Below are 25,130 nucleotides of genomic sequence, written 5' to 3'. Positions count from 1 at the left end.
ACGCGGTCGCGCAGTGATGTGCATCGCTTCGCGAACGGGAGCGGCCCCCGCCGGGATGTGCATCCCTGCGGGGGCCGCTCGAGGCCATTGGCGCGCGGTGCTGGAATCAGCCCTTGCGCTTGTTGACGGCCTCGGTCAGCTGCGGAGCCACGTCGAAGAGGTCACCGATGATGCCGTAGTCGGCGATCTCGAAGATCGGTGCTTCCTCGTCCTTGTTGACGGCGATGATCGTCTTCGAGGTCTGCATGCCCGCGCGGTGCTGGATGGCACCGGAGATGCCGAGGGCGATGTAGAGGTTCGGGGAGACGGTCTTGCCGGTCTGGCCCACCTGGAACTGGCCCGGGTAGTAGCCGGAGTCGACCGCGGCGCGCGAGGCACCGACGGCGCCGCCGAGCGAGTCGGCGAGCTCCTCGACCACGTGGAACTTGTCGGCGCTGCCGACGCCACGGCCACCGGAGACAACAACGCTTGCCTCGGCGAGCTCGGGGCGATCGCCGGCGACGACCGGGTCGCGCGAGGTGATCTTGACCGCGCTCTCGTCAGGCTCGCCGACCTCGACGGTCACCTGCTCGCCAGCACCGGCCTGCGGCTCCGCCTCGACGGCGCCGGGACGGATGCTGATGATCGGGGTGCCGCTGGTCTTCGCATCAACGGTGAACGCGCCACCGAAGATGGAGTGGACGGCGGAGCCATCGCTGTTGACCGCGACCACGTCGGAAAGCAGGCCGAGGCCGAGACGCGCTGCGAGACGACCGCTGACCTCCTTGCCCTCGGTGGTGGCACCGGTGATCACCGCTGCCGGGCTGGCCTGCTCGAACAGCTCGGCAAGCACATCCACGACGGGCGTGATGAGGTAGTTGTCGAAAGCGTCGGACTCGGCCACGTAGATCTTCTCGGCGCCAGCCTCCTTGAGGCTGTCGGCGAGCGCGGCCGCGGTGCCCGGGGCACCGGTGACCACTGCGGACGGCTCGCCCAGGTTGCGGGCGGCGGTCAGCATCTCAGTGGTGAGCTTCTTGATTGCGCCCTCGGCATGCTCGACGAGCACAAGAACTTCTGCCATTTGTTGCTACTCCTGTTCGTCTGTGTGTCGTCAGAGAGGCGATCAGATGATCTTCTGCGAAACGAGGTACTCGGCGATCTTGCTGCCGCCGTCGCCCTCATCGGTGACCTTCTCGCCCGCGGCCTTCGGCGGCTTCGGGGCGGCCGAGGTCACCTGCGAGGCTGCGTTGGAGACGCCGACCTCATCGCCCTCGACACCGAGCTCGGCCAGGGTGAGCACCTCGATCGGCTTCTTCTTCGCGGCCATGATGCCCTTGAAGGAGGGGAACCGGGGCTCGTTGATCTTCTCGTTGACACTGACGATCGCGGGCAGGCTGGCCTCGAGGCCGAACACGCCGTCGTCGGTCTCGCGCTCGCCGCGGACGGTGTCACCGTCCACCTCGAGCTTGCGCAGCTGGGTGAGCTGCGGCAGGCCGAGGTACTCAGCGATGATCGCGGGCACGGCACCGACGCGACCGTCGGTGGACTCGTTGCCGGCGATGACGAGCTCGACACCCTCGACCGTGCCGAGTGCCTTGGCGAGCACCCAGCTGGTCTGCAGGGCATCGCTGCCATGCATACCCTCGTCGTTGATGTGGATCGCCTTGTCCGCGCCCATGGAAAGGGCCTTGCGGATGGCATCGGCAGCGCTGTCGGGACCGGCGCACAGCACCGTCACCTCGCCACCGTTCTTCTCCTTGATGAGCAGCGCTTCCTCAACGGCGCGCTCGTTGATCTCATCGAGCACCGGGTCGGCGGATGCGCGGTCGAGAGTCCAGTCGGACTCCCGGAGCTTGCGCTCGGACCAGGTGTCGGGGACCTGCTTGATCAAGACGACAACATTTGTCATGGGTCTTCCTTGACCTCCTGCGAGTGGTGGCATTCTAGGCTCCGGCAGCGCGTGTGAACCCGACGCTCGCGACCAGCCGCCGACCGAGGTCCAGCGATGCCGCGTCCGTCCAGCTTGATACGCAACCGTGTCCTACACCTAGGTTACCGACGAGTAACATATGTGCAAGTACCAAGCTGAACATACTCTACAACCGCGCTGAATGGCACGCTTAGCCACCAGGACACAGCAAATAGCGCGGACACGCCATCCCACACGGCTGCGGCGTGATTCGAACTACGGCCCGATCAGCCTCTAGGCTGCCCTCGTGACCGATTCCGCCAGCGCATCGACGAACACCTCCGAGCCACTGCCCCTCACCGGCGAGCGCACCGTGCCCGGCATCGCGGAGGAGAACTACTGGTTCCGCCGCCACGAGATCGTCTACCACGCGCTCGCCCCGCGCTGTGCCGGCAAGATCGTTGTCGACGCCGGGTTCGGCGAGGGCTACGGCGCGGACCTGATCGCCCGGCAGGCACGCACGGTCATCGGGCTCGACTACGACCAGCAAGCGACCGAGCACGTCGCTAGGCGCTACCCCGCCGTCAGCGCCGCCCGCGCCAACCTCGCCGCGCTGCCCCTCGCCGACGGATCCATCGATGTCGTCATCAACCTGCAGGTCATCGAGCACCTCTGGGACCAGGTGCAATTCATCCGCGAGTGCGCCCGGGTGCTGCGCCCCGGCGGCGAGCTGCTCATCTCCACGCCCAACCGGATCACGTTCTCCCCCGGCCGCGATACCCCGCTCAACCCGTTCCACACCCGCGAGCTCAACGGCCGCGAGCTCGAGGAACTGCTCATCGAGGGCGGGCTCCGCGTCACCTCCATGGAGGGCGTGCACCACGGCCCCCGCCTCGCGGCCCTCGACGAGCGCCACGGAGGCTCCCTCATCGACCGCCAGCTCGAGCTCGCCATCGCCGGGATCCCCTGGCCGGACGACCTCGCCGCGGACGTGGCTGGGGTGACCGCCGAGGACTTCGACATCCGGCCAGGATCGATCGACGACAGCCTCGACCTGCTCGCCATCGCCGTCAAGCAATGAGCACGGCAACGACCACCGGGCCAGGGGCATCCCCGGTGCCCGGCATGTTCTCCCTGGTGCTGCATAGCCACCTGCCCTGGCTGCCGAACCACGGCCGATGGCCGGTCGGCGAGGAATGGCTCTACCAGTCCTGGGCCGCGTCCTACATCCCGGTCATGCGCACCCTGCGGGAGCTCGCCGCGGAAGGCCGCGAGCACCAGCTCACCCTGGGCGTCACCCCGGTGCTGGCCGCGCAGCTCGACGACCCCTACGCGCTCGCCGCGATGCACCAGTGGCTCGCCGACTGGCAACTGCGCTCCCACGAGGCGGCGCTCACCCCCGGCAACGGCACGGGGGCCACGGCCTCCTGCCCCGCGGCACTGCGCGAGCTTGGCTGGCGCGAGCACCGCAACGCTGCCGCAGCGCTCGACGACTTCGAGCAGCACTGGCGCCACGGCGGAGCAGGACTGATCCGCGAGCTCGCGGCCAACGGCACCATCGAGCTGCTCGGCGGGCCCCTCACCCACACGTTCCAGCCCCTCACCCAGCCAGCACTGCGCGAGGGCGCGCTGCGCGCGGGCCTTGCCGATGCCCAGCACCGCTTCGGCACGCGACCCACCGGCATCTGGGCGCCGGAATGCGCCTACACCCCCGGCATGGAGCAGCTCTATCAGGCCAGCGGCATCACTCATTTCATGGTCGACGGACCGAGCCTGCACGGCGACACCACGCTCGGCCGCCCGGTCCACGACTCCAGCGTCGTCGCGTTCGGGCGCGACCTCACCGTGAGCTACCGCGTGTGGTCCCCGAAGTCCGGCTATCCCGGCCATCGCGACTACCGCGACTTCCACACCTACCACCACGGCACCGGGCTCAAGCCCGCCCGCGTGACCAGCAAGACGACCCCCTCGGAGCGGAAAGCACCCTACGATCCGGACCGGGCGGCGGCCGCCGTGCAGGAGCACGCGGCCGACTTCGTCGAGACCGTGCGCGAGCGACTCATCGACGAGTCCGCCCGCATCGGTCGGCCTGCCCACGTCATCGCCGCGTTCGACACCGAGCTGTTCGGCCACTGGTGGCACGAGGGCCCCGACTGGCTGGCCGCGGTGCTGCGCCTCATGCCCGAGCGCGGCATCACCATCGGCACCCTCGATGACGCCCTGGCCTCCGGATACGTGGGAGAGCCCGCTCGCATCGAGGACTCCTCGTGGGGGTCCGGCAAGGACTGGCGGGTGTGGGCTGGCGATCAGGTGGCCGACCTCGTGCGGCTGAACCAGGAGGTCGGTGACCTCGGGCTCGATGTCATCGCCCAGCGGATGTCCGCGGGCGCTCCCGGCCGGGACCCGGTCGCCGACCAGGTGCTGCGCGAGGTGCTGCTGTGCCTGGCCAGCGACTGGGCCTTCATGGTCAGCAAGGACTCCGCCGTCGAGTACGCCCGTGGCCGCGCCCACAAGCACGCGCACGCCGCGCGCGAGATCGCGGGGGCGGCCCTGCGCGGGGAGGAGCAGCGGGCGCGCGACCTCGCTGCCGCCTGGAACCTGGCCGACGGGCTGTTTCCCGCGCTCGACGCCCGCGGCTTCCGGCCCGCGGCGCGCACCACCTCCACCAGCACCGAAGGTTCACGATGAAGATCCTCATCATCTCCTGGGAGTACCCTCCCGTCGTCGTCGGCGGCCTCGGTCGCCACGTGCACAACCTGGCGGTCCACCTGGCCGAGGCAGGGCACGAGGTCGTCGTGCTGTCCCGGCAGCCCTCGGGCACGCACGCGGGCACCCACCCGACCACCGACAGCGTCGTCGAGGGCGTGCGCGTGCTCGCGGTCGCCGAGGATCCACCGCACCTGCTGTTCGGCGAGGACATGCTCGCCTGGACGCTCGCGATGGGCCACGCGATGATCCGCCACGGCCTCGCGCTGCTCGACACGTGGACCCCTGATGTGATCCACGCCCACGACTGGCTCGTCGCCCACCCGGCCATCGCCATCGCCGGCCGCTGCGACGCGCCGCTCGTCGCCACCATCCACGCCACCGAGGCCGGGCGGCACAGCGGCTGGATCTCCGGGCGCATCAACCGGCAGGTGCACTCGGTGGAATGGTGGCTCGCCAACTCCGCCGACTCCCTCATCACCTGCTCCGCGTCCATGCGCGACGAGGTCGCGGCCCTGTTCGGCCCGGCACTGTCTGGCATCAACGTCATCCACAATGGCATCGACACCACGATGTGGCGCTACGCGGCCCGGGCGCACCGCCAGGATGCGCCCGAGCTGTTCTTCGCTGGCCGCCTCGAGTACGAGAAGGGCGTGCATGACGCGATCGCCGCGCTCGCGGAGGTCCGCAAGACGCACCCGGGCGCGACCTTGTCCATCGCCGGCATCGGAACCCAGCGGCAGTGGCTCGCCGAGGAGGCGACACGTCATGGCGTGGCGCCCTGGGTGACGTTCCTCGGTTCCCTCGACCACGAGCAGTTGCTGGGCTGGCTGCACCGGGCGACAGCCATCCTGCTGCCGAGCCGCTACGAGCCGTTCGGCATCGTCGCTCTCGAGGCCGCGGCCGCGGGCACGCCCTTGATCACCTCCACCGCGGGTGGCCTTGGCGAAGCGGTCATCGATGGCGTGACTGGACGCACGTTCGCGCCCGGCGATGTCGTCGCGCTGACCCAGGCGGTGCGCAATTCGCTCGACGAGCCCGAGCTGACCCAGAAGATGGCGCTGGCCGCCAACGAGCGGCTCACCACCGAGTTCGCCTGGTCCACCGTCACCACCACGACCGTCGAGGTCTACCGCTCGGCCCAGCGCCGCCCGCGCTCGCCGCTGCACCGTCCCGATGTGCCGCAGCGCCCGCTGCCGGGCCGCTGAAGCGACACGTTTCGCGACGAAACCGGCATGTGCGTGCCGGCGCGGGGGTCCGCTCGGATAGTCTCAGTGGCATGGGATTTTCAGTCAAGGGCAAGACCGTGCTCGTCACGGGCGCAGCAATGGGAATGGGACGCTTGTTCGCGGAGAAGGCCGTCAAGGAGGGCGCCGCGAACGTCGTCATCTGGGACATCAACCGTCCCGAGCTGGAGAAGACCGAGGCCGCGCTGACCTCAGCGGGCGGCACGATCCTCGCCCAGGTCGTCGACGTCGCTGATCTCGACCAGATCGAGAAGGCTGCCGCGGAGGTCAAGAAGAAGGTCGGCGCTCCGCACGTGCTGATCAACAACGCCGGCGTGGTGCGCGGCAAGCTCTTCTGGGAGCACGACAACATCCGCGACACCAAGTTCACCATCGACATCAACGTGCTCGCCCCGATGTACATCGCGCGTGCGTTCCTCAACGAGATGATCGAGCGCAACGAGGACTCGCGCCTGATCACCCTCGCCTCCGCCGCGGGCACCGTCGCGAACCCGAAGATGTCGGTCTACGCCGGGTCCAAGTGGGGCGTGCTCGGCTGGAGCGACTCGGTGCGCCTCGAGCTCGAGCAGGAGGGCCACAAGCACGTCAAGATGACCACCGTGTGCCCGAGCTACATCAACACCGGCATGTTCGAGGGTGCCAAGGGCCCGCTGCTGGCCCCGATCCTCGAGCCGCAGGAAGTCGTCGACAAGGCGTGGGCCGCGATGGAGGCCGGCACGCCGCTGATCTTCCTGCCCAAGACCGTCCTGCTGTCCAAGGGCCTCAAGGGCGTGCTGCCCACCCGTGCGTTTGACTTCCTCGCCGGGCGCGTCCTCGGCGTGTACCACAGCATGGAGGAGTTCAAGGGCCGCGGCACCCCGATGTCCGGCAAGTAGCTTCTCGTAGACCCTCAGGCCTCCCCGGTCATGCTGTGCCGGGGAGGCCTCTTGCTTGCCCGTTCGAGAGGACTACGGCTAGCTGGCCTCGGAATCGACCGGCTTCTCGCCCGCCTTCTTCCGCTCGATGTCGGCGAGCGCGGCCTCGTGCGCGGCCCGCTCCGCGGCGGTGCGCTCCCAGGCATCCTTGCGGTTCTTCACGACCTTCGCTGGCGCGCCCACGGCGATGCTGAAGTCCGGGATCGTGCCCTTGACCACGGCATGCGCGCCGAGCACGCAGCCACGTCCAACGATCGTGTGGCGCAGCACCGACACCTTCGTGGCGATCCAGGTATCGGGACCGATGCGGACCGGCCCCTTGGTGATGCCCTGGTCCTTGATCGGCATGGTGATGTCATCGACGACATGGTCGAAGTCGCAGATGTAGCACCAGTCCGCGACGAGGGTGGCATCCCCGATCTCGATATCGAGGTAGGCGTTGACCACGTTCTGGCGACCGAACACGGCCTTGTCGCCGATACGCAGCGAGCCCTCGTGGCAGCGGATCGCGTTGCCGTCGCCGATGTGAACCCACCGGCCGATCTCCATGCGGGACAGCCCCGGGGTGGCGTGGATCTCGACGTTCTTGCCGAGGAAGACCATGCCGCGCAGGATGATGTGGGGGTTCTCGATGCGGAACCGCAGCAACCGGTAGTACCGCACCAGGTACCACGGCGTGTAGGCCTTGTTGCGCAGTACCCAGCGCAGCGACGCCACCGTCAGGAATCGTGCCTGCCCGTCCTCGCGCTGCCGCGCCCGCCACCGCAGCCTGTACGGCGAACCCCACATACTCGTCATGGCATGCAAGCCTACGGCGTGACCGTTGGGAAGCCATACCGCACTCGCCGGATCCGCCCGGTTCAGGTGGCGTCGAGCTCCAGCGGGACGTGCCTCAGCCCATGCGCTCGGGCGACCGGCGCGCAGGTGATCGCGCCCGCCGTGACGTTCACGCCCTGGGCCAGGCCCTGATCGGCCCGGCACGCTTCCCTCCATCCGTTCGCCGCGATGGCCTTGATGTAGGGCAGCGTAGCGTCCACGAGGGCGAACGTGGAGGTCCGGGGCACTGCAGCGGGCATGTTCGCCACCGCGTAGAAGCGGGATCGGTGCACGCTGTAGAGCGGGTCATCATGCGTGGTGGGGCGGGTGTCCTCGAAGCAGCCGCCCTGATCGACGGCAATGTCGACGAGCACGCTGCCACGGCGCATTCGCGCGACGAGATCATTGCTCACCAGTCGCGGTGCTCGCGCTCCGCGCACCAGGACCGCACCGATGACGAGGTCCGCGGCCCGGACCGCCGCCTCCAGAGCCCCAGCGGTGGCCGTGATGGTGCGGACCCGGTTGCCGTAGCGAGTGACGAGCCCGCGCAACGGCCTCGTGCTCACATCCAGCGCCGTGACGTGCGCGCCCATGCCCACCGCGACATCGACGGCCTGGCTTCCCGCGGCTCCGGCGCCGATCACCACCACATCGGCGAGGGGCACCCCGGCGATGCCGCCGAGCAGCACTCCCCTGCCCCCGTTGGCCTTCTGCAGTGCCCAGGCACCCACCTGGGTGGCGAGCCGGCCAGCGATCAGGCTCATCGGCGCGAGCAGCGGCAACCCTCCATCGTGTGACTCGACCGTCTCGTACGCGATGGCGGTGCAGCCGCTGTCGACGAGCGCTTCGGTGCATTCCCTCGTCGCAGCGAGATGCAGGTAGGTGAACAGGAGCAGATCGGGCCTGAGGTAGTCGTGCTCGCTCGGCTGGGGCTCCTTGACCTTGATGACGAGCGCGGCGGCCCAGGCGTCACTGGCGTCGCACAGCGTGGCGCCCGCATTCTCGTAATCAGTGTCGGGGAACGACGACCCGGTGCCCGCGCCCGCCTCGATGCGCACCTCGTGGCCGGCTTCCACCAGCTCGCGGACCGCGTCGGGGGTGAGAGCCACCCGATGCTCGCCGCTCTTCACCTCGGCAGGGACTCCAATGAGCACGGCCATCGCCTCCTTGCCCTCCCAGTCTAGTGGGCAGTGTCTAGTGGGCCGCCGCGAGGGAGTGGTCGCTATCGAGCGGTCGCGGCCACTGGTTCGCACACGAACGCCTCGGGGCTGTCGCCGATGCGCACGATGACAACGCTCAGCGACCGTGTGCCGGTGGGCTTGAGTCGGCGCCGCAGCGCATCCGGATCGATGCGCACGCCGCGAGCGAGGATCTCCAGCGATCCGCAGTCGTGGTGGCGCAGTAGTGCGCGCAGGGGCTTCTCCCGGAACGGCGTCCGCGCGAGTATGCGGTGCCCGCGCGTGCCAGTCGGGCGATGATCCCCCGTCAGGTAGGCGATGCGCGGATCGAGCTGCCAGAGGCCCTCCCGCGCGGCATAGTGGCGCACGAGCCCTGCCCGCACGATGGCACCATCAGGGTCGATGATCCATTCGCCCTCGGGACGCTCGGGGATGCCATCGGGCTCGGCATCGGTGATCGTGTCCCCTGCCCCATCGGTGCGGAGGATCGTTGCGCGGCGCGAGACTCCTGTTCCCGCGAGGCCGGGCGACCAGAGCGACGTCTCCCGGACACCACCGTCGAGCGAGACGACCTCCACCTCGCCGGGCCAGCCGAGCGCGTCATAGTCGATCCCGGGCGCGCATTTCACCACGAGGTGCCGGTTCGCGTGGGCGGCGAGCAGATCGGGCAGCGGCGGCACGAGCTTGCTCGGATCATGGGTGCGGCGGCCGTCCGCCCGCCGGGCGGGATCAGCGACCACCACAGCATCGCGGCTGCACGGCACGAGCGCGTCCGCGCGGACTACCAGCGCATCCGGTGCGTTGTGCGCTGCCATGGCTGCACGGACGGGATCGATGTCGCTGCCGATGACCCTCCCGCCATGCTCGGCGAGCACGGAAAGGTCCGCTCCGATGGAGCACGTCACATCGTGGATGTCGAGGCCCCGCAGCCGCTGGGCTCGATGCCGGGCGACAGGGGCGGGCGTCGCCTGCTCGAGGGCATCGGCAGTGAGCAGCCATGGCCGGTCGACGTCGAGCTTGACGCGGGCGCGGCGGCGCAGGCGGATCGTCTCGATCAGCGCCCCGGCGCGGTCACCATGCCGTTCCCTGGCAGCGGTGATGTCGCGGACCAGGGTCTGGTCGGACAGTGGCATGTGGTCAACGAGGTCGAGTTCCTCCGTCCCGCGCGGGGAACGGAGGAACTCGACATCATCAAGGGTGAACTCGTAGGCCACGATGCCGCGAGGGCTAGTCGGCCGCGGAGGCGGGCGCGGGCTTCACGCCGGTGATCATGGCGTTGTAGAAGAACCCGCGAGGAACGACGCGCCGCATGACAGTCTCGTCGAGCCAGCTGAGCTTCTGCCACGCCTGGTAGGCGAACAGCCGCCACTGCAGGCTGAGCTTGTCGGCGGGCACGGCAGCCTCGAAGGTGCGCACGGGCCAGCCGAACAGGGCCGCGGCGAACTCCTCGGTGCGGGCCTTGACCTCGACAGCCCCGGCGTTGCGGGCTGTCCGCTCGAGCTTGCGCGGCTCGAAGGTGTGCAGGTCCACGACAGCCTCGAGGGCGGCAGCGCGAGAGGACTCGTCGAGCTCGGCCTGCGGGCGGCGCCATGCTTGCAGCGACGGCAGCTTCGTGATGTTGGTGGTGGCGTACCACGTCAACTGGCCGAGCCTGCGGGCATAGAGGTTGCCCACGGTGGTGGGCTCGCCGGCGAAGACGAACCGGCCGCCGGGCTTGAGCACGCGCAGCACCTCGCGCAGCGACTGCTCCACGTCGGGGATGTGGTGCAGCACCGCATGGCCCACGACGAGGTCGAAGGTGTTGTCGTCATACGGGATGCGCTCGGCGTCGGCGACGCGACCATCGACGTCGAGGCCAAGGTTCTCGGCGTTGCGCAGCGCGACCTTCACCATTCCGGGCGAGAGGTCGGTCACCGAGCCGGCGCGGGCGACCCCGGCCTGCATGAGGTTGAGGAGGAAGAACCCGGTGCCGCAGCCAAGCTCGAGCGCGCGCTCGTAGGGCAGTGGCTGGTCCTCGCCGGCGATGGCCTCGAAGCGGCCCCGCGCGTAGGAGACGCACCGCTCGTCGTAGGAGATGGACCACTTCTCGTCGTAGGTCTCCGCTTCCCAGTCGTGGTAGAGCACCTGGGCGAGCTTGGTGTCCTCGAAGGCGGCCGCCACTTCCTCCGCCGTGGCGTGCGGCCGGGGCGCGGGATCCTCGACGCGCGCGTCGGCCGGGGTGGGCTCGTTCGAAGTCATTGTCATGATCTTTCCTGCTTGTCTCGTGGAGATGGTCGTCCTGGCGCGGCTCGTGCCGGTGCTACTTGCCGGTGAACTTTGCCTTACCGGGGCCGTTCTCGACAAACGATTCCATCCCGATGGTGCGGTCCTCGGTGGCGAACAGGGAAGCGAACAGGTGCCGCTCGATGGCCAGGCCGGTGCCGAGATCGGTATCGAGCCCCTGATCGATCGATGCCTTCGCCGCGGCCAGCGCGCGGCCCGCCGCGCCCACGAACCGCCCTGCCCAGGCGCGTGCCGCGTTGTACACCTCGTCGGGCGCGACGACCTCGTCAACGAGCCCGATGGCGAGCGCTTCCTCCGCGCCGACGAAACGACCGGTGAAGACCATGTCCTTGGCGCGGGCCGGGCCGACCAGCCGCGCGAGCCGCTGCGTCCCGCCGCCGCCGGGGATCACGCCGAGCAGGATCTCCGGCACGCCCAGCTTGGCGTTGTCACCCACGATGCGACGATCCGCGCCCAGCGCCACCTCGAGGCCGCCGCCGAGCGCGTAGCCGGTGACCGCTGCCACGGTGGGCTTGGGGATGGTAGCGATGGCTCCGAGCCCGGCCTGCAGGTCACCGATGGCTTCCGACATCTCCGCGAAGGACATGCCCGCCATCTCCTTGACGTCCGCGCCCGCGGCGAAGACCTTCTCGCCGCCGTAGACGATCACCGCATGGACGTCGGCGCGGCGCGTGGCCTCGCGGGCGACTTCCTGCAGCTCGCCCTGCACCTGCCGGTTGAGCGCGTTCATGGGCGGGCGGGCAAGCCTGATGGTCCCGATACCATCGGACACTTCGAGGGAGACGTATTCAGCCATGCTGGAAGGCTACCCTGTCCTGCCGCGCTTCCCGATCAGCGCTGGTGCGGTGCCGTGCGGCGGGCGAAGAACCGGCCGTGCTCCACCGTCAGGCTGATCGGCTGATCGAACGCCTCGGACAGGTTCTCCGCGGTGATGGTCTCCTCGAGCGGGCCCTGCGCCACCGCGCGCCCCTCCCGGAGCAGCAACGCATGCGTGAACCCGGGCGGGATCTCCTCCACGTGGTGGGTGATCAGGACGATGCCCGGTGCCGCATCGTCGGCCGCGAGCTCGGCGAGGCGAGCCACGAGATCCTCGCGGCCACCGAGGTCCAGGCCTGCAGCGGGCTCATCGAGCAGCAGCAGCTCGGGATCGGTCATCAGGGACCGGGCGATCAGCACGCGCTTGCGCTCCCCCTCCGACAGCGTGCCGTAGGTGCGGTCGATGAGGTGATCCGCCCCCACTGCTGCGAGCATCTCGCGGGCGCGCTCGTGGTCGATCTCGTCATAGTCCTCCCGCCAGCGACCGAGCACCGCGTAGGCCGCGGACACGACGAGGTCCGCGACCGACTCCTCGGCGGGGACACGCTGGGCCAAGGCTGCCGAGGACAAGCCGATCCGCGGACGCAGCTCCGACACATCGGTATGCCCCAGCGTCTCGCCCAGCAAGTGTGCCTCGCCCGCCGTCGGATGCAGCTCGGCGGCAGCGATCCGCAGCAAGGACGTCTTGCCAGCGCCATTCGGGCCGAGCACCACCCACCGCTCGCCCGGGGCTACCCGCCAATCAACGGGCCCCACGAGGGTATTGCGGCCGCGGCGGAGCAGCACGCCATCGAACTCGAGCAACAGGTCAGGATTCGGTTCACCCACGGCTACCATCTTGGCCCACATCCGCCCCGCCCACACGCCAGGCCCCCCGTGTGTCGGAAAGCCCAGCGAGCGGGGAAGGTCGCCCAGGCCCGGCCCTGCTCCCGCAGGACGGCACCTGGCTGGCACACTGGATGGGTGCGGACCACCGATCGGGGCAGGCCATGAGGGTTCCCCCGGGCATGCCGCAGAACGATCCCAGGGCGTGCCGGGTGCCGCGCGCGCCGCTGGGCCCTGCCGAGCTCGAGCAGCTCCTGCGGGGCCGGCACCCTGACCCGCACGCGATCCTGGGACCGCACGGCAGCACGATCCGGGTACTGCGCCCCTACGCGCTGGAGGCGGAGCTGGTCGGCCCTGCTCTTCCCGGAGGAGGCCCCATCCGCCTCGACGCCGAGGGCGACGGGATCTTCGTCACCGACCTGCCCGATGGTGTCGACGCCGGGCTGCTCGACTACCTCGTCACGGCGCGCTACGCCGACGGCGAGCACACCACCGCCGACGGTTACCGGCTCGCACCGGCGACCACGGGGCCGACCCTCGCCGCGTTCACCGAAGGACGCTGCCCGCGCCTGTGGGAGGACTTCGGTGCACGGCCGGCGACCATCGACGGCATCAACGGCATCGCGTTCACCGTCTGGGCGCCCCACGCTGCCGGCGTCACAGTGACGGGCGATTTCGATCGCTGGTCGGGCCGGACCTTCCCGATGCGTCGCCTCGATGGCGGGGCCTGGGACGTGCTGGTGCCGTCCGCGCAGCCCGGCGAACTCTACAAGTTCCACATCCATGGCCGCGACGGGCAGGTCCACGAGAAAGCGGACCCCCTCGCGCGCGAGACGGAGGTGCCGCCCCATACCGCCTCCCGCATCGCGGAGCCATCAACGCACGAGTGGAGCGACGCGGACTGGCTCGCCGCCCGCTCCCGCACCGATTGGACCCGCGAGCCGATCAGCATCTACGAGGTGCACGCGGCATCCTGGTCCCGCGAGCTCGCCGAGGGCGCGGCCACGTTCCGGGATCTCGCCGACGTGCTCGTGCCCTACGCCCGGGCGCGCGGCTTCACCCACATCGAGTTCCTGCCACTCGCCGGGCACCCATACGGCGGCTCCTGGGGCTACCAGGTCACCTCCTACTACGCGCCCACTCCCCGGCACGGCACCGCCGACGACCTCCGCTACCTCATCGACGCCTGCCACGCCGCAGGCATCGGAGTGATCCTGGACTGGGTGCCCGCCCACTTCCCCCGAGACGAATGGGCCCTCGCCCGGTTCGACGGGACCACGCTGTACGAGCATCCCGACCCGCAGCGCGGCGAGCACCCCGACTGGGGCACCTACATCTTCGACTGGTCCAAGCCGCAAGTGCGCAACTTCCTCATCTCGAGCGCCCTCTATTGGATCGACGAGTTCCACATCGACGGGCTGCGCGTGGATGCTGTCGCCTCGATGCTCTACCTCGACTACTCCCGGCCTCCCGGCGGCTGGACGCCCAACGAGCTCGGCGGGCGCGAGAACCTCGATGCCGTGGAGTTCCTCCGCGAGCTCACCACCAGCGTCGCGCACCATGGGCCGGGCTGCCTCACCATCGCCGAGGACTCCACCTCCTGGCCCGGCGTGACCCGGTCCGTGCGCCTCGGCGGGCTCGGCTTCACCTTCAAGTGGAACATGCGCTGGATGAACGACGTCCTGCGCTACCACGCCCGCGCGCCGGAGCATCGCGGCTACCACCACAACGAGGTGACGTTCTCGCTGATGAGCAGCCAGACCGAGCACTTCGTGCTGCCGCTCGGCCACGACGAGGTAGTCCACGGCAAGGGCACCCTGTGGTCCCGCGCCACTGGCACCGACAGCGAGCGAGCAGCGACCGTGCGCTCCTTGCTCGCGGCGATGTGGGCGCACCCGGGCAAGAAGCTGCTCTTCATGGGCCAGGAGTTCGCGCAGACCGCGGAGTGGAGCGAGATGCGCGGCCTCGACTGGTTCGAGATCTCCACCGGCTCCGCGGACAGCCCCCTGCACCGCGGCATCCAGCTGCTCGTCGATGATCTCAACTACTTCTATCGACGCGTTCCCGCGCTGTGGCGGTCCGAGGGAACACCCGAATCGTTCGCCTGGATCGACGCGGCCGACTCCCGCAACAGCGTCGTCTCGTTCCTCCGCGCGAGCGGGGACAGCCTGCTCGCCTGCATCACCAACCACGGCGGCACCGATCTCGATCACTACCGGGTCGGGCTGCCCAGGCCCGGCCGGTGGAACGAGGTGCTCAATACCGCAGGGAACGAGTACGGCGGCAGCGGCCAGGGAAACCTCGGCGCCACCGAAGCCTTGCCAACTCCCTGGCACGGGCACCAGGCCTGCGCGGTGATCACCATTCCCGCGCTGACCTCGATATGGTTCGCCTGGGACGGGCCAGCCCCCGATGGCTAGCATCGATCGCTGGACCGCCGCGGTGGCCGCCTGCGCCCTTGCCGCCACTGCGTGCACCGCGACCCCCACCGAGGAGCCCGCTCCCCTGCCAGTGACCTACGGGCCCAGTGGCTTGCGCCCCAGCGCGCCCGCGCCCACCGTGGAGCTCACGGGGCCGACCAGCGACGACTCCGCTGACCAGCTTGCCGCGCAGGCACTCACCGATCTCGGTGAATTCTGGGCCGACGAGCTGGAACCGGCGGACCTGTCCTTCGCGCCATACGACGGGAGGAGCTCCAGCGACACGTTCTGCGCCGCCCCGACGGACAGCCTCGGCGTCGCAGCCTACTGCCCCTCGTCCCGGACCATCGGCTGGGATCGCACTGACCGGTTCACCGCGCTGATCGACGAGCTCGGCCCGCTCGCCGGGGTGCTCGTCCTCGCCCACGAGTATGGCCATGCCATCAGCGCCAACCTCGGGCTTCCCGGGATCGACAACGCACCCCCAGACAGCGCGACACTGCTCTGGGAGCAGCAGGCCGACTGCTTCGCCGGTACCTACCTCGGCAGCGTCATGCGGGACGAATCACCGCGGTTCCGGATGAACACGACCGATGCTCTCGACGCGGTGCTCGCCACGCTGCTCTCGGTGCGCGACCCCTCCCCGCTCGGGGAAGCGCGGCACGGCTCCGGGTTCGACCGCATCGACGCCTTCGCCCTCGGCGTGCACGGGGGCACGGAAGCCTGCGCCAGCATCACCGCGCGCACGATCGAGCATCGGCAAGCCGGGATGCCGGACCAGTACGCGCACGCCCTCGACCGCGGCGAGCTGCCCGTCACCGAGGGAACAGCACGGCTCGTGGTCACCTCGATCGCCGGGTTCCTGGAGTGGGCCACGACTCCAGCCATATCCACTGAACCGGCCAGCGACTGCCCCGACCGCTCGCTCCAGCCGCCCGTGGAGCACTGCGCCAGCACCAACTATCTTGAGCTCGACCTGCCTCATCTCCGGCAGGGCGCCGAGGCCCGCGACACTGCCAGGCCACACGGTGACTTCAGCGCGTTCAGCATCATCGCGCTGCATGCGATCCTGGCCAAGGAAGCATCGAACGACCTCGGTGCCACAGCCGTGGAGCGCGCACTGTGCCTGAACGGGGCGTGGGCCGCCGCCACCGCGCGCGAGGAAACGGGCAGGATCTACCTCTCCCCCGGCGACCTCGACGAGGCGATCACCGCCCTGCTCGACCCCGCCCTCAACTCCCTGGTCGCCGCCGCCATCCCCGTCGGGATAGCGCGCATCGACGCCTTCGGGAAAGGATTCCGCGGCGGGCTGCCGGCATGCGGGCATCCCTAGAGGGCACAGGGCCCGCGCTGGGAATCTCGTCGCAGCGGTGCCTGGTGTCGTGCAAGATCATGGGGCATGACGCCTTTGCTCTGGGAACAGCACACGTGCCTGCCGCTGAGCCTCGATGCGGACGTGACGGAGCTGAGCCGCTACCGGTGGCCCGGTGGAACCTTCGCCTCGGTCAACGCCGGGTACGCCCCGCATAGCCGCGACGACGTGCTCGGGCTGCTCGACCACTTCCGGCGCGAGATAGGCACCTCCCCCGAGATGGACCTCGTCACAAGCATCGCCGACGTGGCAGCAGTCCGGGACTCCGGCAGGATCGCCGTTGCCTTCGATCTCGAGGACTCCGGACCGCTCGAGGGAGACCTCGACAACGTGCACCGGTTCGCCGCCCTCGGAGTACGCACCATGCTGCCCACCTACAACCACGCGAACGCCGCCGGCTGCGGCAGCCTCGACACCGAGGACACCGGCCTCACCGCATGGGGGCGAGCGATCGTCGCCGAGATGAACTCCGCAGGGATGGTGCCCGACGGCTCGCACTGCAGCACCCGAACCGGCCTCGACATGTGTGAGGCATCCACCAGGCCCGTCGTCTACAGCCACTCGTGCATGCGGGCGGTCTGGGATCACCCACGCAACATCACCGACGAGCAAGCCATTGCCTGCGCCGCGACGGGAGGGGTCATCGGGATCACGTGCGTCGGGATCTTTCTCGGCCCCAATACCCCCACCCTTGAGGCACTGACCCGGCACATCGAGCACGCGGTAGAGCTCGTCGGCATCGAGCACGTCGGAGTCAGCAGCGACTATTCCTTCGACCACGAGGACTTCCTCGAGGAGATCGCCGCGAACCCAGCACTCTTCGACGACAGCTACACCCGCTGGGGCCCCATCCAATGGATGCCGCCAGAGACTTTCCTGCAGCTCGGGCACCACCTCGAGCAGCGCGGATGGGCCGACAGCGACATCACCGCCGTGCTCGGCGGCAACTTCTACCGCGTCGCCGAGCAAACGTGGCCGGAAGCTGGCCGGACCGCATCGTGACCTGCGGGGCCAGCGTATGGCTGCTCAGAACAGGGCTGCGGCGAGATCCCGGCGCGCGGCGAGCACGGTGGGGTCAGCGGGATCGAACATCTCCAGGAGAGAGAGCAGCCGTTCCCGCGCGGCGGCGCGGTCTTCCCCGGAGGTGGCCCGCACGACCTCGATGAGCCGCTGGAATGCCTTGCCTGGTTGCTGCGAGATGATCTCCAGATCAGCTGCCGCGAGCTGGGCCTCGATATCGGTGGGGTCGGCTTCAGCCTTGCGCGGCGCCTCAGGGTCGATCGAGCGCACGCGAGCGAGGAATCGAGCGTGGTTGAGCCCGGACTTGGCCTCGGCGTTGCGGGGCTCCTCGCCGAGAATCCTCTGGTACTCGGCCTCGGCCTTGTCGAAGTCACCCTCGTTGAGCGCCTCCTCGGCGGCCTCGAAACGGGGATCGGTGGGCGGCTGCGCGGGCTCGGCCTCCCCCTCTGCGCTCAGGCCGGGCAGCCTGTCGCCGACCGCCTTCTGCAGCTCGGCCAGCCAGTTGCGGATCTGGTCCTCCGATTGCGCGCCCGCGAACGCATGCACCGGCTGCCCATTTGCGATGGCCACAACCGTGGGGATGGATTCCACGCCGAAGACCTGCGCGATGCGGGGATTCTCCTCGACATCGATTTTCGCGAGGATCCAGCTGCCCCTGCCTTCCCGCGCGAGCTTCTCCAGCACCGGGGATAGTTGCTTGCAAGGCTCGGCCCAGGGCGCCCACAGGTCCACGACCACGAGCACCTGGTTCGACCGCTCGACCACTTCGGCCTCGAAGGTGGCCTCGGTGACGTCAACGATCACCGGAACGCCTGATGCGGTGGAAGCCGACGAGTCCGCGCCGGGCGGGGCCGCAGCAGGATTGCTGGCCTGTGGTGCGGAACGGCGGGCAGCACGTTCCTTGAGCGCCGAGAGATCGACGGCACCGGCGAACGAGGTTGCAGGGGTTGGTCGTCCAGGTCGAGTCACGTATCTAGTCTGGCATGAGCTGGGCCGTGCTGACAGCCAGGAGCGTTCGCCGTTGGCTTATCGCTCCGGGTTCCCTATCCCTGCCCCTGCGCGCGAGCGTCGACGCTCTCGCCCTTCTCCACTGCGGCGGAGAGCTCCGCCAGGTGCCCGCGGCGAGCCGCCCACACCTCGAAGACCACGGTGGCCAGGGGCGGGATGCTCGAGAGCAGGGCGAGCACGATGACGCGCCAGTTCCAGCGCAGGCTCCAGGCGGTCGCGGCCGTGACCGCGATGAACAGCATGAACGCACCCCCATGCAGCGCCCCGAACACTTGAACTCCCAGCTCAGTGGTGTGGGTGACGTGCTTGAGGAACATGCCGACCAGAAGCCCCGCCCAGGTCAGGGCCTCGATCACGGCGATAAGACGGAACCGCTTGGCCGGGGTCGCGACGGAGAAGAGATCCTGGAGATACGGGTTAGCACGCATGCCGCCCATTGTGCCGCACGCCGCCAAGGACTACGACATCCTGTCGTAGACATCACCCGCGCGTGGCGGCTGCGGGTGCTTGGTAGCCGCAGGGCGGCCGCCAGGCACCAAAAGCACCGGAGAACGCCAAACGCGATAGAAGCTGCCCCGGAGTTCGAGCAGCTTCTATCGCGTTTGCAGCCAACATGTCGTGCGGCCCAGCGCCTCGGCCGACGCTTCAGGCAGGCACCACGATCAGGCAGGCACCCGCACGATCAGTGCATCGCCCTGGCCGCCACCGCCGCACAATCCCGCGGCGCCCACGCCGCCGCCACGGCGCTGCAGCTCCAGCGCCAGGTGCAGCACGATGCGCGCGCCCGACATGCCGAGCGGATGACCGATCGAGATCGCGCCACCATTGACATTGATCCGGTCAGTGCTGACGCCCAGCTCGCGCGCCGAGACCAAGCCAACCGCAGCGAATGCCTCGTTAATCTCCACGAGATCGAGCTCGGCCGGCTCCACCCCAGCCTTCGCGCAGGCATTGGCGATCGACAGCGCTGGCTGGGACTGCAAGGTCGAGTCCGGCCCGGCGGACATGCCATGCGGCCCGATCTCCGCGAGCCAGGCCAGTCCCAGCGACTCGGCCTTCTCCTTGCTCATCACGACGACCGCGGCAGCACCGTCGGAGATCTGCGAGGCATTGCCGGCCGTCACGGTGCCGTCACGGCGGAACGCCGGCCGCAGCTTGCCCAGCGACTCCGCTGTCGTGTCCCCGCGCACGCCCTCGTCGCGGTCGAACACAACGGGAGCGCCCTTGCGCTGCGGGATCTCCACCGGAACAACCTCGTCCTTGAACAGCCCGGCCTCCCACGCGCGGGCGGCCCGCTGGTGGGAATCCGCGGCGAACGCGTCCTGCTCCTCGCGCGACACCTTGTCGGAGTCATTGCGGTCATCGGTGAGCTTGCCCATGGCCTCCGCGGTGAAGTGATCGCGAAGCCCATCGAACGCCATGTGATCGACGAGCTTGGTATCGCCGAACTTAGTTCCCTCACGGCTCCCGAGCAGCAGGTGCGGGGCGTTGGACATGGATTCCATGCCGCCCGCGACAACGATCTCCACCTCGCCCGCCCGGATCAACTGATCAGCCATGGCGATGGTGTTGAGCCCCGAGAGGCACACCTTATTGATGTTGATGGACGGCACGCTCATCGGGATTCCCGCGCCCGCAGCGGCCTGGCGCGCGGGCAGCTGGCCCTGGCCGGCCTGGAGCACATGGCCGAGGATGACATAGTCGACATCGGAGGCCGCGACACCCGCTTTCTCCAGCGCGCCCGCTATGGCGATCGAGCCCAGCTGGGCGGCGCTCAGCCCCTTCAGCGAGCCGAGCAGCCTGCCGATCGGTGTGCGCGCACCTGCAACGATGACTGACGTTGTCATCCGAACCTCCGCATTCCTGACGAGTCTCCGCGTGTGGGGCGAGGCGTGGACGACGCGTGACGGGTCCACTTTCCCGCGTCCAGCAAGACTACCGGGCCGCTTGCGCGCCGCGCCCGTGTGGCGTCGATCACGTGGATTGGGCATTCCTGGCAGAGCGACGATAACGTCGACACATGCTGTCCACACCTGAGATCGGTTCCTTGATCACGGCGATCGACCACGTCGGTGTCGCGGTCGCCGACCTGGACCAGGCAATCGACTGGTACAGCCGCACTTTCGGGCTCGTGCTCGCGCACCGCGAGACCAACGAGGGCCAGGGCGTCGAGGAAGCAATGCTCGTGCCCGCCGCGCAGGGCACCGACATCTCCGCCGCGACCGCGATCCAGCTCCTCGCGCCCCTCGATGACAGCTCCACCATCAAGAAGTTCCTCGACCGCCACGGCCCCGGCATGCAGCAGCTCGCCTACCGCGTCACCGACCTCGACGCCGTCACCGAGCACCTGACCGGACTCGGTGTCCGCCTGCTGTATGACGAGCCCCGCCGCGGCACCGCCGACTCGCGGATCAACTTCGTGCACCCCAAGGATGCGGGCGGCATCCTCGTCGAACTTGTTGAGCCCGCCCACGGCGCGCCACACCACCAATAGCGGCCATGACGTGCACACTGGGTTCACCAGATCCAGTGACTGCAGCTTCCCGGGGACGGAAGCGCACCGCACGATAGAGGCTGATAACGATGGCGCGCACCACCGAAGCTACCCCCCACAGCACGATGTTCAGCATTGCGATGCGTGGCTACGATCGCACCGAGGTCCATGAGCACCTGAGCCGGATCGACGCGGAGATCCGCGTCACCGCGGCGGATCGCGATGCCATCGCCGCCCAGGCGAACGATCTCGCCTACCAGCTCGATGAGGCCCGTGCGGAGATCCAGGCGCTGCGCGAGGATGTCGACCAGCTCGCCACCGCGCCCACCACGGCAGCGGACGTCAGCGATCGCATCGCCCGCATGATGCGCCTCGCCGCCGACGAAGCCACCGAGACGCGCGAGCAGGCCCGCGCCGATGCTGCCGAGACCATGTCGATCGCCGAGCAGAACGCGCATGAGCTCGAGACCCGGCAGAAGCGCGAGTACGAGGAGTGGACCCAGCGCCGCGCCCGCCTCGAGGCCGAGCAGAAGGAAACCCTCGCGCGTGCCCGCAGCGAGGCCGAGCGCATCGTCGAGGGCGCCGAGGCCAAGCGCCGCCAGATCGAGGCCGAGACCGCCGCGCAGCAGCGCCAGCAGCTCGAGGACTTCAACGCCACCATGTCCGAGAAGCGCACCGCAGCGCTCCGCGAGATCGAGGAACTGCGTGACCGTGCACGCCGCGATGCCGATCGCACCGTCAACGATGCGCACGCGGAAGCCGAGGACGTGATCAACGAGGCCACTGGCGACGCCAATACGCGCATCGCTCGCGCCACCGAGATCGTCGACGAGCTTGGTTCCGTGCGGGATCACCTGCTCAAGCAGATCGCCAGCGTCCGGGAGCAGTTCGATGCATTCCCCGGCGTGCTTGGCAAGACCGACACCGAGTCGAGCGCCCGCAGCGCAGCCGATGACGCCATTGACGACAACACCCGCAACACTCGCCGCTACGCCACCGACAGCGAGACCACGGGCGAGATGCAGGATCCGTTCGAGTCCGACGACGACTCACAGTCCAGCCAGCAGAACTAGCTAGCTACCCTCGACAGGCGCGCGATCCGCTTCGATCACGACCACTTCCTGGTCACCGAGCGGGTCGCGCGCCTGTTCCAGCATCCACGGTGCCAATGACGTCGGTCATCGGTTCCCCCAGGCCTGCTAGGCCACGCCACCACGTGCGCGGAGCCCCGCATGATGACCTGGTCGCAACCCGGGCACCGGTAATCCTTCGTAGCGGCACTGCCTGGCACATCGCGGACCAGGAACTCGTCATCGCCCCAGCCCTTCGGGGAGCCATGCTCCGTGCGAGGACTCGAGAGTCCCCCTAGGTGGACGCCTGGTGGCCGTGCGTCGCTGGAGCCCGAGCGGCGCCCCGACTGACGACGTTGGCTAGCGTTCCGCTGGGGCGTGTTCCGGCGCGGCATGCCGCCCAGTCTATCCGGGCCAGCACAGAAGAACGGACCGCCCCGTCCCCCAGCAAGCGGTGAGAAAGCACACCATCGACGTCAGAAAAGCCGATACTCGTCGCTGCCCAGACCCCGCAACTGGTCATAGTCCAGGGTCAAGCAGCGGATACCGCGGTCCGACGCGAGCGTCCGCGCCTGCGGCTTGATCTGCTGCGCCGCGAAAACCCCCCGCACCGGTGCCAGCAACGGATCCCGGTTCAACAGCTCCAGGTAGCGCGTGAGCTGCTCCACACCGTCGATCTCGCCCCGCCGCTTCACCTCGACCGCGACACTGATACCTTCCGCATCGCGGCACATCAGGTCCACCGGGCCGATCGCTGTGGGGAACTCGCGCCGGACCAAGCGGTAACCATCCCCCAGCGTCTCCACGTGCTCCGCGAGCAGGATCTGGAGGTGCGCCTCCACACCATCCTTGATCAAGCCAGGATCCTCGCCCAGCTCATGCGACGCATCGAGCTCGATCTCATCGATGGTGATGCGAAGCTCCTCGCCCGCCTTGTTCACCACCACCCACTCATTGCCGTTCTCGGTCAAGGTGCACGGCGGGCTCATCCAGTTCAACGGCTTGTAGGCACGGTCGTCGGCATGGATGCTCACCGAGCCGTCTGCCTTCACCAGCAGCAACCGCTTCGCGAGCGGCAGATGAGCGGTCAAGCGTCCAACATAATCAACCTGGCACTGAGCTATAACTAAACGCACCCGTCCACAATAGGTGCAGCATGGCCAGGCACCGAATGCCACGCGGGGCCGAGCCGACGAACGTCCCATTGCCGCACCGCCGCTGCCCTACTCTGGGGCCATGAGTCCCGTCCTGCCCAGTCCCCGATCACCGCTCGGCTCCTGGCTGCTTGGCCGCGAGAACGAGGGACGGACCGCGCGGCGGATCCGTGTGCAACTGCTCCTCACCACGTTCCTCGTCGGCGCCAACATCATCGGGATCGCGATCGTGGTGGTGCTCATCGTCTGGGTGGTTCCCGGCCCCTCGGTGATACAGACCAAGTTCCTCGTGCCCAACATTGTTGGCGTACCTGTGTATGTCGGTGCTGCCTTGTTCCTGGGCATCGTGTGGGGAACCCGTCGCGCGCTCAAGGACCTCCGATGGGCCCAGAGCGGCGAGCCTCCCACGCCCCGGCAACGACGCATCGCGCTCGCCACCCCGTGGCGGCTCACGTTCATCCAGCTCGCGCTGTGGAGCATCGCGCTGGTCTTGTTCACCGCGTGGTACGGGGCCATCGAGCCCGAGATCATCGCGAAGATGGCATTCACCCTCGCATCGGCAGGGATGGTCGTGTGCGCGATCGCCTACCTGCTCAGCGAGTTCGCGCTGCGGCCCGCTGCCGCGGAGGTCCTTTCCTACGGAGATCACCCCGGCCGCCGCGCGGGCGCGGTGAGCCGCTCGATGGTCACGTGGATGGTGGGGACCGGTGTCCCTGTCAGTGGCTTGATGGTCATCGCGATCGCCGCCATCGTCCGCGACGACGTGAAGATCGCACCGCTCATCATCTCCATACTCTCTCTCGGCGCGATCGTCCTGCTCTTCGGCGGGTTCATGGAACTGCTGAATACCTCGCGAACCATTGCTCCCGTGCGGGTGGTGCGGCATGCCATGCGGAAGATCGAGAAAGGCGATTTCGATGCCCGGGTCGTCGTGTTCGACGGATCGGAGCTCGGCGACCTTCAAGTCGGGTTCAACCGGATGGCGGAAGGACTCCGCGAAAGGGAACGCATCCGCGATCTCTTCGGTCGCCATGTTGGGCGAGCGGTCGCTGCCAACGCGCTCGACCACGACGCGGAGCTCGGCGGCGAGGAACGCTCGGTCGCGGTGTTTTTCGTCGATCTGATCGGTTCTACACGGCTGGCCACCCAACTGCCACCGACCGAGGTCGTTGCCCTGCTCAATCGGTTCTTCGCCGTCGTCGTCGAGGAAGTGGACCGCAATGGTGGCTTCATCAACAAGTTCGAGGGGGATGCCGCGCTCGCCATCTTCGGAGCGCCGATCGAGGTCGATGATCCAGCTGGAGCTGCGCTGCGTGCCACGCGGACCATCATGAAGCGGCTCGAGCGCGAAGTGCCTGATTGCGAGGCAGGCATCGGTGTGGCGTACGGCATCGCGGTCGCGGGCAACGTGGGGGCGCACGAGCGCTTCGAGTACACCGTCATCGGGGATCCTGTGAACGAGGCAGCACGACTATCCGATGTGGCCAAGACTGTCCCTGGCCGGATCGCCGCTTCGGGGGCCTGCCTGGAAGCTGCCGGCGCTCGGGAGTCACGCAAGTGGCGCCCAGAGCGCGAGGTGCAGTTGCGCGGCCGCGAAGCGATGACTGTTGTTGCGGTCCCGCGCAAGGCTGATGCCCAGCCAGTCGAGTCGGCCTCAGAGTCAGTCTGATGGTTGAGTCGCACTCTGACTGGTGACCGGTGAACGCCAGTAGGCGGGATGGGTGGGGTTCTGTGGAACGAGCTTCATACGGAGCTTGACCGGTGCTCGTGGCCCGGCCGTTCGGCGGGGCGCGACAGGGGCCATCGCCCACGAGCATGGCGAATTGGCGGGAGGGGCGGTCGCCTGCTGGCGACCGCCCCTCCCGCTTGTTCACATGTGTTTGCCCGGCGGTGTCCTACTCTCCCGCACCCTGTCGGGT

Annotated in this window: 22 protein-coding genes; 10 read left to right on the top strand and 12 right to left on the bottom strand. The window is 68.7% G+C overall.

Going from position 1 to position 25,130, the window contains the following annotated elements; all coding sequences use genetic code 11:
* Positions 1-106: 106 nt before the first annotated feature.
* A complete protein-coding gene (locus FXO18_RS00115) occupies positions 107-1,060 on the bottom strand; it encodes an electron transfer flavoprotein subunit alpha/FixB family protein (RefSeq protein WP_149359055.1) in 954 nt (317 codons plus the stop codon).
* Positions 1,061-1,102: 42 nt separating this feature from the next.
* Positions 1,103-1,888: an electron transfer flavoprotein subunit beta/FixA family protein gene (locus tag FXO18_RS00110; protein ID WP_149359054.1), complete on the bottom strand. Its 786-nt coding sequence runs from the start codon at positions 1,886-1,888 to the stop codon at positions 1,103-1,105.
* Positions 1,889-2,195: 307 nt separating this feature from the next.
* Here FXO18_RS00110 and FXO18_RS00105 point away from each other — a divergent pair, with 307 nt between their 5' ends.
* The 4 genes from FXO18_RS00105 (at position 2,196) to FXO18_RS00090 (ending at position 6,716) form a co-directional block, all read left to right on the top strand.
* The gene (locus tag FXO18_RS00105) at positions 2,196-2,969 is read left to right on the top strand and encodes a class I SAM-dependent methyltransferase (RefSeq protein WP_149359053.1); all 774 of its coding nucleotides are present in this window, start codon (positions 2,196-2,198) and stop codon (positions 2,967-2,969) included.
* The gene (locus FXO18_RS00100; protein ID WP_235900352.1) at positions 2,966-4,576 is read left to right on the top strand and encodes a 1,4-alpha-glucan branching protein domain-containing protein; all 1,611 of its coding nucleotides are present in this window, start codon (positions 2,966-2,968) and stop codon (positions 4,574-4,576) included. Before FXO18_RS00105 ends, FXO18_RS00100 begins: the two co-directional genes overlap by 4 nt.
* Positions 4,573-5,802, top strand: coding sequence for a glycosyltransferase family 4 protein (locus FXO18_RS00095; RefSeq protein WP_149359052.1), 1,230 nt, complete (start codon positions 4,573-4,575; stop codon positions 5,800-5,802). Before FXO18_RS00100 ends, FXO18_RS00095 begins: the two co-directional genes overlap by 4 nt.
* 71 nt (positions 5,803-5,873) lie before the next feature.
* Positions 5,874-6,716 carry an SDR family oxidoreductase gene (locus tag FXO18_RS00090; RefSeq protein ID WP_149359051.1) on the top strand — a complete coding sequence of 281 codons (843 nt, stop codon included), beginning with the start codon at positions 5,874-5,876 and terminating at the stop codon, positions 6,714-6,716.
* Positions 6,717-6,794: 78 nt separating this feature from the next.
* Here the strand turns inward: FXO18_RS00090 and FXO18_RS00085 are convergent, their stop codons facing one another.
* The 6 genes from FXO18_RS00085 to FXO18_RS00060 all read right to left on the bottom strand — a co-directional run bounded on the left by FXO18_RS00085 (position 6,795) and on the right by FXO18_RS00060 (position 12,685).
* On the bottom strand, positions 6,795-7,553 hold the full coding sequence (locus FXO18_RS00085) for an acyltransferase (RefSeq protein ID WP_149359050.1): 759 nt from the start codon (positions 7,551-7,553) through the stop codon (positions 6,795-6,797).
* A gap of 62 nt (positions 7,554-7,615) precedes the next feature.
* A complete protein-coding gene (ald, locus tag FXO18_RS00080) occupies positions 7,616-8,725 on the bottom strand; it encodes an alanine dehydrogenase (RefSeq protein ID WP_187774182.1) in 1,110 nt (369 codons plus the stop codon).
* A 68-nt stretch (positions 8,726-8,793) separates the two neighbouring features.
* The gene (locus tag FXO18_RS00075) at positions 8,794-9,963 is read right to left on the bottom strand and encodes a THUMP-like domain-containing protein (protein WP_149359048.1); all 1,170 of its coding nucleotides are present in this window, start codon (positions 9,961-9,963) and stop codon (positions 8,794-8,796) included.
* Between the two features lie 13 nt (positions 9,964-9,976).
* Positions 9,977-10,993, bottom strand: coding sequence for a class I SAM-dependent methyltransferase (locus tag FXO18_RS00070; RefSeq protein ID WP_223114401.1), 1,017 nt, complete (start codon positions 10,991-10,993; stop codon positions 9,977-9,979).
* A 55-nt stretch (positions 10,994-11,048) separates the two neighbouring features.
* Positions 11,049-11,828: an enoyl-CoA hydratase/isomerase family protein gene (locus FXO18_RS00065; RefSeq protein ID WP_149359047.1), complete on the bottom strand. Its 780-nt coding sequence runs from the start codon at positions 11,826-11,828 to the stop codon at positions 11,049-11,051.
* A 35-nt stretch (positions 11,829-11,863) separates the two neighbouring features.
* A complete protein-coding gene (locus FXO18_RS00060; protein ID WP_149360010.1) occupies positions 11,864-12,685 on the bottom strand; it encodes an ABC transporter ATP-binding protein in 822 nt (273 codons plus the stop codon).
* A 152-nt stretch (positions 12,686-12,837) separates the two neighbouring features.
* On the opposite strand from FXO18_RS00060, the gene glgB reads away from it, so the two are divergent.
* From glgB to FXO18_RS00045, 3 genes are all read left to right on the top strand, one after another.
* Entirely contained in the window at positions 12,838-15,093 is a 2,256-nt protein-coding gene (gene glgB, locus FXO18_RS00055) for a 1,4-alpha-glucan branching protein GlgB (protein ID WP_149359046.1), read from the top strand.
* Entirely contained in the window at positions 15,086-16,426 is a 1,341-nt protein-coding gene (locus FXO18_RS00050) for a neutral zinc metallopeptidase (protein WP_149359045.1), read from the top strand. The genes glgB and FXO18_RS00050 overlap by 8 nt, the downstream gene beginning before the upstream one ends.
* A gap of 66 nt (positions 16,427-16,492) precedes the next feature.
* The gene (locus FXO18_RS00045; RefSeq protein WP_149359044.1) at positions 16,493-17,467 is read left to right on the top strand and encodes a dipeptidase; all 975 of its coding nucleotides are present in this window, start codon (positions 16,493-16,495) and stop codon (positions 17,465-17,467) included.
* Between the two features lie 24 nt (positions 17,468-17,491).
* Here FXO18_RS00045 and FXO18_RS00040 read toward each other — a convergent pair whose 3' ends face one another.
* The 3 genes from FXO18_RS00040 to FXO18_RS00030 all read right to left on the bottom strand — a co-directional run bounded on the left by FXO18_RS00040 (position 17,492) and on the right by FXO18_RS00030 (position 20,340).
* Positions 17,492-18,454, bottom strand: coding sequence for a tetratricopeptide repeat protein (locus tag FXO18_RS00040; RefSeq protein WP_149359043.1), 963 nt, complete (start codon positions 18,452-18,454; stop codon positions 17,492-17,494).
* A gap of 74 nt (positions 18,455-18,528) precedes the next feature.
* On the bottom strand, positions 18,529-18,921 hold the full coding sequence (locus FXO18_RS00035) for a DUF3817 domain-containing protein (protein WP_149359042.1): 393 nt from the start codon (positions 18,919-18,921) through the stop codon (positions 18,529-18,531).
* A gap of 234 nt (positions 18,922-19,155) precedes the next feature.
* Complete coding sequence (locus FXO18_RS00030; RefSeq protein ID WP_149359041.1) at positions 19,156-20,340, bottom strand: acetyl-CoA C-acetyltransferase; 1,185 nt, start codon at positions 20,338-20,340, stop codon at positions 19,156-19,158.
* A 173-nt stretch (positions 20,341-20,513) separates the two neighbouring features.
* Between FXO18_RS00030 and mce the strand changes: the two genes are divergently transcribed.
* Both mce and FXO18_RS00020 read left to right on the top strand, forming a co-directional pair.
* Positions 20,514-20,987 (top strand): methylmalonyl-CoA epimerase, encoded by a 474-nt coding sequence (gene mce, locus FXO18_RS00025; protein ID WP_149359040.1) that lies wholly within the window; start codon positions 20,514-20,516, stop codon positions 20,985-20,987.
* A gap of 89 nt (positions 20,988-21,076) precedes the next feature.
* On the top strand, positions 21,077-22,060 hold the full coding sequence (locus tag FXO18_RS00020) for a coiled-coil domain-containing protein (protein WP_149359039.1): 984 nt from the start codon (positions 21,077-21,079) through the stop codon (positions 22,058-22,060).
* 473 nt (positions 22,061-22,533) lie between these two features.
* Here the strand turns inward: FXO18_RS00020 and nucS are convergent, their stop codons facing one another.
* Complete coding sequence (gene nucS / locus FXO18_RS00010) at positions 22,534-23,193, bottom strand: endonuclease NucS (protein ID WP_149360009.1); 660 nt, start codon at positions 23,191-23,193, stop codon at positions 22,534-22,536.
* A 100-nt stretch (positions 23,194-23,293) separates the two neighbouring features.
* Between nucS and FXO18_RS00005 the strand changes: the two genes are divergently transcribed.
* Positions 23,294-24,880, top strand: coding sequence for an adenylate/guanylate cyclase domain-containing protein (locus FXO18_RS00005; protein ID WP_149359037.1), 1,587 nt, complete (start codon positions 23,294-23,296; stop codon positions 24,878-24,880).
* The last annotated feature ends 250 nt before the right edge of the window (positions 24,881-25,130 follow it).

It is taken from the genome of Lolliginicoccus suaedae (assembly GCF_008312885.1).
Taxonomy (GTDB): Bacteria; Actinomycetota; Actinomycetes; order Mycobacteriales; family Mycobacteriaceae; genus Lolliginicoccus; species Lolliginicoccus suaedae.
The sequence above is the reverse complement of the archived record's forward strand: the minus strand, read 5'-3'. Positions and strand labels throughout refer to the sequence as shown.